This is a genomic window from Micromonospora rifamycinica (assembly GCF_900090265.1).
Lineage (GTDB): Bacteria > Actinomycetota > Actinomycetes > Mycobacteriales > Micromonosporaceae > Micromonospora > Micromonospora rifamycinica.
This window is the reverse complement of record NZ_LT607752.1, coordinates 2,825,023-2,836,654: the sequence shown is the minus strand read 5'-3', so window position 1 is coordinate 2,836,654 and position 11,632 is coordinate 2,825,023. Positions and strand designations below refer to the sequence as shown.

12 protein-coding genes are annotated in these 11,632 nt (G+C 73.8%); 4 read left to right on the top strand and 8 right to left on the bottom strand.

Annotation, left to right across the window (positions count from 1 at the left end; genetic code table 11):
- Positions 1-232: 232 nt before the first annotated feature.
- From GA0070623_RS29915 to GA0070623_RS11445, 4 genes are all read right to left on the bottom strand, one after another.
- Positions 233-718: a hypothetical protein gene (locus GA0070623_RS29915; protein ID WP_157517494.1), complete on the bottom strand. Its 486-nt coding sequence runs from the start codon at positions 716-718 to the stop codon at positions 233-235.
- Between the two features lie 159 nt (positions 719-877).
- Positions 878-2,071 (bottom strand): MFS transporter, encoded by a 1,194-nt coding sequence (locus GA0070623_RS11455; protein WP_089004009.1) that lies wholly within the window; start codon positions 2,069-2,071, stop codon positions 878-880.
- Positions 2,072-2,199: 128 nt separating this feature from the next.
- Complete coding sequence (locus GA0070623_RS11450; protein WP_407937977.1) at positions 2,200-2,937, bottom strand: DUF3515 family protein; 738 nt, start codon at positions 2,935-2,937, stop codon at positions 2,200-2,202.
- On the bottom strand, positions 2,938-3,171 hold the full coding sequence (locus GA0070623_RS11445; protein WP_067305404.1) for an Lrp/AsnC ligand binding domain-containing protein: 234 nt from the start codon (positions 3,169-3,171) through the stop codon (positions 2,938-2,940).
- A 121-nt stretch (positions 3,172-3,292) separates the two neighbouring features.
- Between GA0070623_RS11445 and GA0070623_RS11440 the strand changes: the two genes are divergently transcribed.
- Both GA0070623_RS11440 and GA0070623_RS11435 read left to right on the top strand, forming a co-directional pair.
- Positions 3,293-4,231, top strand: coding sequence for a thiamine-phosphate kinase (locus tag GA0070623_RS11440; protein WP_067305401.1), 939 nt, complete (start codon positions 3,293-3,295; stop codon positions 4,229-4,231).
- A 23-nt stretch (positions 4,232-4,254) separates the two neighbouring features.
- Positions 4,255-4,716 carry a GNAT family N-acetyltransferase gene (locus GA0070623_RS11435; protein WP_067305399.1) on the top strand — a complete coding sequence of 154 codons (462 nt, stop codon included), beginning with the start codon at positions 4,255-4,257 and terminating at the stop codon, positions 4,714-4,716.
- 90 nt (positions 4,717-4,806) lie between these two features.
- Here the strand turns inward: GA0070623_RS11435 and rpmB are convergent, their stop codons facing one another.
- Positions 4,807-4,998 carry a 50S ribosomal protein L28 gene (gene rpmB / locus GA0070623_RS11430; protein WP_011905179.1) on the bottom strand — a complete coding sequence of 64 codons (192 nt, stop codon included), beginning with the start codon at positions 4,996-4,998 and terminating at the stop codon, positions 4,807-4,809.
- A 165-nt stretch (positions 4,999-5,163) separates the two neighbouring features.
- Between rpmB and GA0070623_RS11425 the strand changes: the two genes are divergently transcribed.
- Positions 5,164-6,849 carry a DAK2 domain-containing protein gene (locus GA0070623_RS11425; RefSeq protein WP_067305396.1) on the top strand — a complete coding sequence of 562 codons (1,686 nt, stop codon included), beginning with the start codon at positions 5,164-5,166 and terminating at the stop codon, positions 6,847-6,849.
- Complete coding sequence (recG, locus tag GA0070623_RS11420; RefSeq protein WP_067305393.1) at positions 6,846-9,050, top strand: ATP-dependent DNA helicase RecG; 2,205 nt, start codon at positions 6,846-6,848, stop codon at positions 9,048-9,050. The genes GA0070623_RS11425 and recG overlap by 4 nt, the downstream gene beginning before the upstream one ends.
- A 93-nt stretch (positions 9,051-9,143) precedes the next feature.
- On the opposite strand, the gene GA0070623_RS11415 is transcribed toward recG, so the two are convergent.
- From GA0070623_RS11415 to GA0070623_RS11405, 3 genes are read right to left on the bottom strand one after another with little or no spacing between them, the layout of a single operon-like run.
- Positions 9,144-9,914 (bottom strand): MerR family transcriptional regulator, encoded by a 771-nt coding sequence (locus tag GA0070623_RS11415; RefSeq protein WP_067305389.1) that lies wholly within the window; start codon positions 9,912-9,914, stop codon positions 9,144-9,146.
- A 30-nt stretch (positions 9,915-9,944) separates the two neighbouring features.
- Positions 9,945-10,706 (bottom strand): ABC transporter permease, encoded by a 762-nt coding sequence (locus GA0070623_RS11410; protein ID WP_067305386.1) that lies wholly within the window; start codon positions 10,704-10,706, stop codon positions 9,945-9,947.
- Positions 10,703-11,551: an ABC transporter ATP-binding protein gene (locus GA0070623_RS11405; protein WP_067305383.1), complete on the bottom strand. Its 849-nt coding sequence runs from the start codon at positions 11,549-11,551 to the stop codon at positions 10,703-10,705. The genes GA0070623_RS11410 and GA0070623_RS11405 overlap by 4 nt, the downstream gene beginning before the upstream one ends.
- Positions 11,552-11,632: the final 81 nt, after the last annotated feature.

Genomic DNA, 11,632 nt, shown 5'->3' with positions numbered 1-11,632 from the left:
GGCGAAGACAACTTCCGGTAAGGCGCTTTGCGGTGGCCGTGAAGGGTAGTCATGTGGTGTCAGGCAGGCTGACGTGCTCTTTTCCGTAGGCGCTGAAACACGGTATTCACGTTCGCTTCATAGCGGCGTAGCTCGCAGCGTCCAGAATGTGGTCGTCGGGTGGGGGTGAACGTCCGATCGCATCGTCCGTTCGCCCTGGCCGCGGCAATTGGCGTGCGGCAAGTGTGACCGATCAGTCCATGCTGGCCCGCCGATCAGCCGATTGCCAAACCGTCCCTTTGGTCGACCGGATGGGTTTTGGTTGCTTCGGGAAGCCCATCCAGCGGACTTCCGGGCGTTTTCGCAGGTGAAAGCCATATTGATTGCCGTGACTGGCGTTCGCACCTGCCTTTTGTCCGGCAAACCGCATGATCGACCGCAGACCGTGGGGAATGCCGAGTTTCTTCGACGGGTCATCGGGTGGACCGCTACGTGAATGACGAATGTCGCAGCGATGGCCGTCGGGTCGACCGGTGCCGGCGGGCGTCGTTCCCGGTGCGATGACTTGCCGATTTCCATCCACCGGAAGGGTTTCGCTGATTCGTCGATCAGGATGCACGGCCGAATCGCTCCGGGAGATGCCGGATCGCTGTTGGTGGAACTTCCACGGGGCGCAAATGCCTAAGGGGACGTGCATGGCGGTGACCCGGCAGCACGGCCGGCCGGAAAGCGTGGACATCGAACGGCCCGAATAGCGCCCGGACCGGTGGGCCGGCGGGTCGACGGAAGGGGGGCACCGCCACCCGACCGTCGCATTTCCCGGCCGCTCCCGTCGTGCCGTTCCCGTCACCCCGTTCCCGTCACCCCGGTTCCCGTCACCCCGTTCCCGTCGTGCCGGTCACGGTCGCTGCTGGTCGGGCGTGGTGGCCAGCAGGAACGTCGACCCGGCCGCGAAGACGGCCGCACCGAGGAGGACCAGGCCCGGTGCCGCGTACGTCAGCGACCAGGCGAACACCGTCCCGGCCACGACCGGCACCACCGTCTCGGTGGCGGCCCCGATCCCGGTCAGCGCCCCCTGCACGGTGCCCTGCTCGTCGGGCCGGACCAGCCGGGAGAGCCACGACTGCGCGGCGGCACCACCCACCGAGGCGAGCACGCCGACCGCCTGGAGCAGGTGGAGCAGCCAGGGCGTCGTCACGAACGCCGTACCCGCCAGCGCGGCGACGCCGAGCAGGCCGCCGACCACCGCGGCCCGCCTGTCCCCGAGCCGACGCACGATCGGGCCGACCGCCCTGACCTGGAACAGTGCCCCGGCGAGCGCCCCCGCCGCGAGCACGGCACCGACCCGCGCGGTGCTCCAGGCGAACTGGTGCGTGAGAAAGAACGTCCAGGTGGACTGGTGGGTCATCCGGGCGACGTCGGCGCAGCACCGGGCGTACGCGAGGCGTCCGAGCACCGGCCGGCGCAGGACGACGGCGACGGCGCTGACCGGGTTCGCCGTCCGCAGGGTCAGCGGGGTCGTCCGGTCGCCGGGCCGCGACTCGGGCAGCACGAACCAGCCGTACCCGACGTTGGCGAAGGACAACGCCGCGGCGGCGAGGAACGGAAGGCGTACGTCGACGGTGCCGAGCAGGCCACCGACGGTCGGGCCGGCGACGAAGCCGAGCCCGAACGCGGCACCGACCAGGCCGTACGCGCGGGCGCGGGCCTCGGGCGCCGTGACGTCCGCGAGGTAGGCGTTGACCACGGTGTTGGTGCCCGCGCACGCGCCGGCGAGGGCGTGGAACAGCAGCAGCGTCCACGGGCTGGGCGAGGCCGCGTGAGCCAGCCAGTCCACGCCGAGGCAGCTCAGTGAGACGAGCAGGACCGGCCGCCGGCCGTAGCGGTCGGAGAGCCGCCCGAGCAGCGGCGAGACGACGAACTGCAGCAGGCCGTAGCTCGAACCGAGCACGCCGGACCAGCGGACGGCGGCGGCGGCGTCCTCGGTGACGGCGGTCAGCAGGGCCGGCACGATGGGCACGATCAGGCCGAGCCCGAGCATGTCCAGGAAGACGGTGACGAGAAGGAACGAGAGGGCGGGCGTCCGGCGCACTGCGGCTCCTGGGTGGTGAGGGGGCGAGGCCCCCTCGACACCCACGGTCAGCCGTAGGTACGGAGGATCAGATTATCGGTGCCGTCAAACAGTTTTCGCCGTCGGTGGCCGGACCGGGGCGGACGACCTCAGCCGCGGCAGCCGGCCGGGCTCTCGCCGCCGGACGGCACGGAGGCGACCACCGCGTCGGAGATCGGGCTGAGCCACTGCAACGGCCCCTCGTACGCCCGGGGCACCGTCACCGTGACCGCGGTCTCCCGGTCGAGGGTGGTGAGCACCGTGGCGTCCGGCCGTTCGGCGGCGTACCAGCACACCCGGTTGACGGTCCACACGTCGGCGGTGGGCTCGATGGTCGGCTCGGGACCGCCGCAGGCCACCGTCAACGCCGGGTCGCCGTACGCGGCGTTCTGCTCGGGCCCGGCGGTCACCGGACGCTGGGCCAGCTCCCGGACGGTGGCCGGCAACTGCGACACCAACGCCCGGCACACCACACCGGGCCGTTCGGCCAGCGCCGGGGCGGCCATCTCGACCGGAGCGCCGGACTGGGGGCGCAGGCTCGTCGGCGACGGGCCCGGCGCGGCGGTCGGCGGCTCCGGGGACAGCCTGGCGACGGTGAAGCCCGCCACGGCCACCGTCACCGGGACGGCGACCAGGGTGGCGAGCAGCGCGGCCCGCCGGGTCGACCGGTCCCAGCCGGCCCGCTTGCCGTCGGTGGCGGCGGACCGGTCGGCCACCCGCCGGGTCGTCGGCCCGGACCGGTCGGCCAGCCCGGTCGTCGGCTCGGCTGAGGCGGGCACCTGTCTGGCCGGCCCGGCTGCGGGTGCGGCGTCGGTCGGGGTCTGCGGGAAGGAGGTCTTCTCGTCCACTTACAGGCGCACCACCGAACACGTGAGGGTGCGGGTGATGCCGGGCACCATCTGCACGTTGCTGACGATCAGTTTGCCGAGTTCGTCGACCGTGTTCGCCTCGGTGAGGACGACCACGTCGTACGGCCCGGTGACGGCGTCGACGCGTACCACGCCGGTAAGGTCCGCGATCAGACCGGCCACGTCCCGCGCCCGGCCCACCTCGGTCTGGATGAGGATGTACGCCTGTACCACGACTCGACCTCCGTCCGTCGCCGCCGGGGGCGGCCCGAAGGGTGAAAATACCCTACGGAGCAGGCGTGATCCCTATCGGTGGTCACGGACAAGCAGCTAGCGAGGGTGTCGGAAGGAAGACATGGGTGTCGCGGACGTCGGCGAGTTCGGCCTCATCGACCGGGTCACCGCCCGGCTGACGTACGGATCGTCGTGCCTGCTCGGGCCGGGTGACGACGCCGCCGTGGTGGCCACCCCCGACCGGCGGGTGGTCGCCTCCACCGACGTGCTGGTCGAGGGGCGGCACTTCCGGCGGGACTGGTCGAGCGCCCGGGACGTCGGACACCGGGCGGCGGCGGCCAACCTCGCCGACATCGCCGCGATGGGCGCCACCCCCACCGCCCTGCTGGTGGCCCTCTGCGCCCCCACCGACCTGGACACCGCCTGGGCGGAGGAGCTGGCCGACGGGCTGGCCGCCGAGGCGGCGCTGGTCGACGCGGGGGTGGTCGGCGGGGACATGTCGGCCAGCCCGACCCTGACCATCGCGGTGACCGCCCTCGGCGACCTGGACGGACGCGCACCGGTGGTCCGCTCGGGGGCCCGACCGGGCGACGTGGTGGCGCTGGCCGGCCGGACCGGGTGGGCCGCCGCCGGGCTGACCGTGCTCTCCCGGGGCTTCCGGACCCCGCGCCTGCTGGTCGAGGCGTACCGGCGGCCGGAGGTGCCCTACCCGGCCGGACCGGAGGCCGCCCGGCTCGGGGCGACCGCCATGATCGACGTCTCGGACGGGTTGCTGGCCGATCTCGGGCACCTGGCGAAGGCCAGCGGGGTCGGTGTCGACCTGCGCCGGGACGCCTTCGAGGTGCCCCGGCAGCTCGCCGACGCCGCGCGGGCGCTCGGTGTCGACCCGTACACCTGGATCCTGACCGGGGGCGACGACCACGCCCTGGTCGCCACCTTCCCCCCGGCGGTGGCCCTGCCCCCGTCGTGGCGGGCGGTGGGCCGGGTGGCCGAGGGCGCAAGGGTGACCGTCGACGGTGACGCGCACGACGGACCGGCCGGTTGGGACCACTTCCGGTAAGGGGCGGTCGTACCCTTCACCCCGTGAGTGAGATCGAGATCCGCCCGTCCGGCTTCGCCTCGGCGGAGGCGCAGACGCTGATCCGGGCGACCATGGCCGACCTGAGCGCCCGGTACGGCGGCACCGGCGACGAGACCCCCGTCGACGCGGCCGAGTTCGCGCCGCCGGACGGCGACTTCCTCGTCGCCCGCCTCGACGGCGAGCCGGTCGGCTGCGCGGGATGGCGCAGCCACGGCGAGGACAGCGCCGAGCTGAAGCGGATGTACACCGCGCCGACCGTCCGGGGGCGCGGGGTGGCCCGTGCGGTGCTGGCCGCCGTCGAGGAGTCGGCCCGCCGGCACGGACGCAAGCGGATCATCCTGGAGTGCGGTGACCGGCAGCCCGAGGCGATCGCCCTCTACACCGCCGCGGGGTACGAGCGGATTCCCAACTTCGGCTACTACGCCGACGCACCCGGCTGCCTGTCGTTCGGCCGGGTGCTCTGACCGCTACCGGAACGGGCGCACGACAATACCGGCGGGCCGTGGTGGCCCGCCGGTACCGGTCGGAGCTGGAGCGGCGGAGGTGCTACCGGGTCAGGCGCGGGTGACCTTGCCGGCCTTGATGCACGAGGTGCAGACCTTGAGCTTCTTGGTGTTGCCGCCACCGGCCGGGGTACGCACCGACTGGATGTTCGGGTTCCAGCGGCGGTTGGTCCGCCGGTGCGAGTGGGACACGTTGTGGCCGAAGCCCGGCCCCTTGCCACAGACGTCGCACACGCTAGCCACGGGATACTCCTGAGATTGATACGTTCATGAGGTCGCCGGCAGGCGCTGCCCGGACAACCTGGTCAGGTTACCCGATGGACCCCGGGCCGGACCAACCGGCCCGGAGCGGGGGGACACGCCGGCCGACCCCGGCGGGTGTCGGTCACCGCCAGTAGGCTTCTGGCCGTGCTGGACACCCTCGACGCCGCCGCGGTGGGCCGCTGGTGCGCGAGCGGCCTCACCGCACTGCGCCGGCACCAGGGTGAGATCGACGAGCTCAACGTCTACCCGGTCCCCGACGGGGACACCGGCACCAATCTCGTGCTCACCCTCACCTCGGCCCAGCAGGCGCTGGCGATGGATCTCGGCACCCTGCCCGAGGACGGCACGACCGGCCACGGGCACGCGCTGCGGCTGCTGGCCCGGGGCGCGCTGCTCGGTGCCCGGGGCAACTCCGGGGTGATCCTCTCGCAGATCCTGCGCGGCCTCGCCGACACGCTCGGCGGCGTGCCCACCGTCGCCGGCCGCGCGCTCGCCGCCGCGCTGCGCGCCGCCACCACCGCCGCCTACGCCGCGGTGGCCCGGCCGGTCGAGGGCACCGTGCTCAGCGTGGTCGCCGCCGCCGCGACCGCCGCCGAGCGGGCCGACAGCGACGACCTGCGCGCGGTGACCCGGGCCGCCGCCGGGGCGGCCACCCGCGCGCTGGCCCGCACCCCGGAGCAGCTCCCCGCGCTGGCCCACGCCGGCGTGGTCGACGCCGGAGGCCGGGGCCTCTGCCTGCTGCTCGACGCGCTGGTCGAGGTGGTCACGGGGGAGTCCCCGCCCGAGCCGACGCCGGTGGTCCGCCCGGCCCGCCCGCCGCTGACCGGCGTCCGGGAGACCGGCTCCCCCGAGTACGCCTACGAGGTGCAGTTCCTGCTCGACGCCCCGCACGAGGCGGTGACCCGGCTCCGCGCCACCCTGGCCACGCTGGGCGACTCGCTGGTGGTGGTCGGCGACGCGGGCTCACCCGCGGAGTCCACCACCTGGAACGTGCACGTCCACGTCAACGACGTCGGGGCGGCCGTCGAGGCCGGGGTGGCCGCCGGGAGGCCGTACCGCATCTCGGTGACCCGCTTCGCCGACCAGACCGCCGCCCCCGGTGCCGTGCCCGCCCCCGGTGCCGAGCGGACCGCCGCCGGGGTCGTGCCCGCCGCCGACCTCCGGTCCGTGCCCGCCCCCGGGAGCCGGGCCGCCGTGGTCGTCGCGGCCGGGGCCGGCATCGCCGAGCTGTTCGGCGCGGAGGGGGCGACGGTGGTGCCGGGCAACCCGTCCACCGGCGAGCTGCTGGACGCGATCCGGGCCACCGCCGCCGCCCGGGTGGTGGTGCTCCCCAACGACCCGGACACCCAGGCGGTGGCGAGCGCCGCGGCCCGGGAGGCGCACCGGCTCGGGGTGCGGGTGAGCGTGGTGCCGACCCGCTCGCCGGTGCAGGCGCTGGCCGCGCTCGCCGTCCGGGATCCGCAGCGCCGGTTCGCCGACGACGTCATCGCGATGGCCGAGGCGGCCGGCGCCTGCCGGTACGCCGAGGTGTGCCACGCCAGCCGGGAGGCGCTGACCGTCGCCGGCCCGTGCCGCCCCGGTGACGTGCTGGCCCTGGTCGAGGGGGAGGTGCACCTGATCGGCAGCGACCTGGTCGACACCTGCGCCGCCGTGGTCGACCGGATGCTCGGCGGCGGCGGGGAGCTGGTCACCCTGCTCACCGGCGCGGACGCCCCGACCGGTCTCGCCGAGGCGGTCCGGGCGCACATCAGCCAGCGCTGGCCGTTCGTCGAGGTCCAGGCGTACCCGGGCGGGCAACCGCACTATCCGCTCCTGGTGGGGGTCGAATGACGACGACGGAGCCGGCGACGGTGGACACCGCGCTGTCGAAGCTGGTGGGGGAGAAGACCGCCAAGGCGCTCGCCGGTCACCTCGACCTGCACACCGCCGGTGACCTGATGTACCACTTCCCGCGCCGCTACGACGAGCGCGGCGAGCACACCGACATCCGCTCGCTGGACGTCGGCGAGCAGGTCACCGTGCTGGCCCAGGTGCAGCGCACGGCGGTCCGCCCGATGCGGCAGCGCCGGGGCAACCTGCTGGAGGTGACCGTCGGCGACAACTCCGGCGGGACGCTGACCCTCACCTTCTTCGGCAACCAGGCCTGGCGGGAGCGGGAGCTGCGCCCCGGCCGGTGGGGGCTGTTCGCCGGCAAGGTCACCGAGTTCCGGGGCAAGCGGCAGCTCAACGGCCCCGAGTACGTCCTGCTCGGCGAGGGGGGTGAGGGTGAGGTGGCGGCCTCCGAGGAGGTCGAGGAGTTCGCCGGGGCGCTGATCCCGGTCTACCCGGCCGCCGCCGCCGTGCCGACCTGGGTGATCGCCCGCTGCGTCCGGGTGGTGCTGGACACCGTCACCCCGCCGGACGACCCGCTGCCGGCGTCGATGCGGGCCGGCCGGAAGCTGGTCGGCATCGGCACCGCCCTGCGCGAGATCCACCGGCCGTCCAGCAAGGAGGAGCTGTACCGGGCCCGCCGCCGGCTCAAGTGGGACGAGGCGTTCGCCGTGCAGCTGACCCTGGTGCGGCGCAAGCTGCGGGCGGCGTCCTCGCCGGCCACCCCGCGCCCGGCGAAGGCGGGCGGCCTGCTCGACGCGTTCGACGCCCGGCTGCCCTACGAGCTGACCCCCGGGCAGCGGGACGTCGGCGTCGAGATCGCCGCCGACCTGGCCACCCCGCACCCGATGCACCGGCTGTTGCAGGGCGAGGTCGGGTCCGGCAAGACGGTGGTGGCGTTGCGGGCGATGCTCCAGGTGGTCGACGCGGGCGGGCAGGCGGCCCTGCTCGCCCCGACCGAGGTGCTCGCCGCCCAGCACCACCGGGGCATGCTCGACCTGCTCGGCCCGCTGGCGCAGGCCGGTGAGCTGGGTGCGGCCGACGACGCGACCCGGGTCGAGCTGGTCACCGGTTCGCTGGGCGCGGCGGCCCGCCGCCGGGCGCTCGCGGAGGTCGCCGGGGGGCGGGCCGGCATCGTGCTCGGCACCCACGCCCTGCTCTACGAGGGGGTCGACTTCGCCGACCTCGGCCTGGTGGTGGTCGACGAACAGCACCGCTTCGGCGTGGAGCAGCGCGACGCGCTGCGTTCCAAGGCCGACCAGCCGCCGCACGTGCTGGTGATGACGGCCACCCCGATCCCGCGCACGGTGGCGATGACCGTCTACGGCGACCTGGAGACCTCCACCCTGTCCCAGCTGCCGCAGGGCCGGTCCCCGATCGCCTCGCACGTGGTGCCGGCGGCGGAGAAACCGGCCTTCCTGGACCGCGCCTGGCGGAGGGTCCGCGAGGAGGTCACCGCCGGCCACCAGGCGTACGTGGTGTGCCCGCGGATCGGTGAGGGGCCGGCGGCCGAGGACGAGCCGCCCCCGGAGGACGACAACGGGCGACGCCCACCGCTGGCGGTGACCGAGGTGGCGCCGCTGCTCGCCGACGGGCCGCTGCACGGGCTGCGGATCGGTGTCCTGCACGGCCGGCTGCCCGCCGACGAGAAGGACGCGGTGATGCGCTCCTTCGCCGACGGTGACCTCGACGTGCTGGTCGCCACCACGGTGGTCGAGGTCGGGGTGAACGTGCCCAACGCCACCGTGATGATCGTGCTGGACGCCGACCGGTTCGGGGTCTCGCAGCTGCACCAGCTCCGGGGTCGGGTCGGCCGGGGTTCGGCCCCCGGGCTCTGCCTGCTGGTCAGCGAGGCGGCCGAGGGCTCGTCGGCGCGGGAACGGCTGGACGCGGTTGCCTCCACCACCGACGGCTTCAAGCTGGCCGAGCTGGATCTGGAGCAGCGCCGGGAGGGTGACGTGCTCGGGGCGAGCCAGTCCGGTCACCGCTCGCACCTGCGGCTGCTGTCCCTGCTGCGCGACGCCGACCTGATCCGGGACGCCCGGGTCGAGGCGCTCGCCCTGGCCGAGGAGGACCCGGAGCTGGCCCGGCATCCGGCGCTGGCCGCCTCGGTCGCCGCCCTGGTCGACGAGGAGCGCGCGGAATACCTGGAGAAGGGCTGACCGCAGCCCCCCGGGCGGCGGGGGGCTGCGGTCAGGCGGTCGGCTGTCGGGCGACGTCCCCCGTGACCTGTGGGTCACCGCCCGACGGGCGGCTCAGGGCCGGCGCTTCTCGATGACGGTCCAGCCGGTCCACCCCCGGTCGGCGACGAGCCTGCGCAGCCGCCCGACGACGGGATGGGCGGCGTCGGCGAACGAGTCCATCAACCTGACGAACGCGGGGTCCGGGGTGACCTCCTTCTGCATCTGCAGCTCCCCGGCGGCTTCCGCCTGCGCGAACATCTCGGCCATCAGGTCCGCCGTCTCGTGCAGCAACTCGTCGTCCTGCCAGTTCTCGGCGATCCGTCCGATCAGTCGGTAGAACTGGACGAGCTGGGGGTTGTCGAGCTGGGCCACCTTGTCGGCCATCATCATCGGGATCGCTTCCGGCCACCGCGCCGCCATCAGGATCCACCCGTCGCGTTCGCCCTCGACGGCGACCGGTGGCACCCCGGCGGCGCGGAGCCGGTCCAGATAGTCGACCACCTCGGCGGGGACGGCGAGGGTGTCACCGTCACGGAGCCTGGCGATCCGCCGTCGGTGCTCCTGGAGTGCCCGGATCTGGGCACGTAACTGGTGGTCGATCTCGGTGGTGGCGGCGGCGAACGTCGCCGGGTCGGCGTCGAGCAGCTCGCGGACCCGGCTCAGCGGGACGCCGGCCTCGGCGAGGGTCCGGATCCGGATCAGCCGTACCACCGCGGTCGCGTCGTAGGTGCGGTAGCCGGAGGCGTCGCGTTCCGGCTCCGGCAGCAGCCCGATCTGGTGGTAGTGCCGGACGGCGCGGATGGTCACCCCGGCGTAGGAAGCCAGCCGTCCGATCGTCAGCATGGTCTCAGCCTGCCTGAAGCCGGGTCACTGTCAACCGACCTTGCGGCGGTGGACGGCCATCGCGCCGCTCCACGCGACGACGAGGATGCCGGCGCACCAGGCGAGCGCGGTCCACACCTCGCCACCGACGTGCTGCCCGGCGAAGAGGGCGCGGATCGTGTTCACGATGGACGTCACCGGCTGGTGCTCGGCGAAGGCCCGCACCGGGCCGGGCATGCTCTCGGTGGGCACGAAGGCCGAGCTGACGAACGGCAGCAGGATGAGCGGGTAGGAGAACGCGCTCGCGCCGTCGACGGACGTGGCGGTCAGGCCCGGGATGACCGCGAGCCAGGTCAGCGCCAGGGTGAACAGCAGCATGATGCCGGCGACCGCCAGCCAGGCCAGCACGCCGGCCCCGGAGCGGAAGCCCATGGCGAGGGCCACCAGCACCACCAGCACCAGCGAGATCAGGTTGGCGACCAGCGAGGTCAGCACGTGCGCCCAGAGTACGGCCGAGCGGGCGACCGGCATGGACAGGAACCGCTCGAAGATGCCGCTCTTGAGGTCCAGGAACAGCCGGTACGCGGTGTAGGAGATGCCGGAGACGACCGTGATCAGCAGGATGCCGGGCAGCAGGTAGTCGACGTAGCGGTCGGAGCCGGTCTCGATCGCGCCGCCGAACACGTAGACGAAGAGCAGCAGGAACGCGATCGGCATGATCGAGGTGGTGATGATGGTGTCCGGGCTGCGGCTGATGTGCCGCAGCGACCGCCCCAGCAGGGCGGCGGTGTCACCGAGGAAGTGTCTGGTCATCGGGGGTCCTCAGTCGCTCGTGCCGTCGGGGCGGCGGTGTCCACGGTGGTGCCGGTGCCGGTGCCGTTCCCGCCGACGATGGCGAGGAAGACGTCCTCGAGCGTCGGTTGCTTCTCGACGTACTCGACGGTGGCGGGCGGGAGCAGTCGGCGCAGCTCGGCCAGGGTGCCGTCGGCGATGATGCGCCCGTCGTGCAGGACGGCGATCCGGTCGGCGAGCTGCTCGGCCTCGTCGAGGTACTGCGTGGTGAGCAGCACGGTGGTGCCCTGCCGGGCGAGTTCCCGGACGGCCTGCCAGACCTCCAGCCGGCCCTGCGGGTCGAGCCCGGTGGTCGGCTCGTCGAGGAAGACCACCGGTGGTTCGCCGACCAGGCTCATCGCGATGTCGAGGCGACGGCGCATGCCCCCGGAGTACGTCGACACCCGGCGGCCGGCGGCGTCGGTCAGCGCGAAGCGGTCGAGCAGGTCGTCGGCGATCCGCCCGGGGTTCCTCAGGTGGCGGAGCCGGGCGACCAGCACCAGGTTCTCCCGGCCGGTGAGGATCTCGTCGACGGCGGCGAACTGCCCGGTGAGGCTGATGGCCTCCCGCACCCGGGCCGCCCGGGTGGTGACGTCGAGGCCGTGCACGTGGGCCGTCCCGGCGTCCGGTGTGAGCAGGGTGGCCAGGATGCGGATCATGGTGGTCTTGCCGGCCCCGTTGGAGCCGAGCAGGGCGAAGATGCTTCCCCGGGCCACGTCGAGGTCCACCCCGCGCAGCACGTGCAGCTCGCGGTAGGACTTCTGGAGGCCCCGGATCCGGATGGCGGGCCCGGAGGCCGGCGGTTCGATCGTCTCTGTCGTGGACACCGCGTCAGCATGCGAGGTTGACGCTGCGTCAGGGTCAAGTCCCCGACGCACAGGGCGCGCCGACCGGTCGGTCGACGCGCC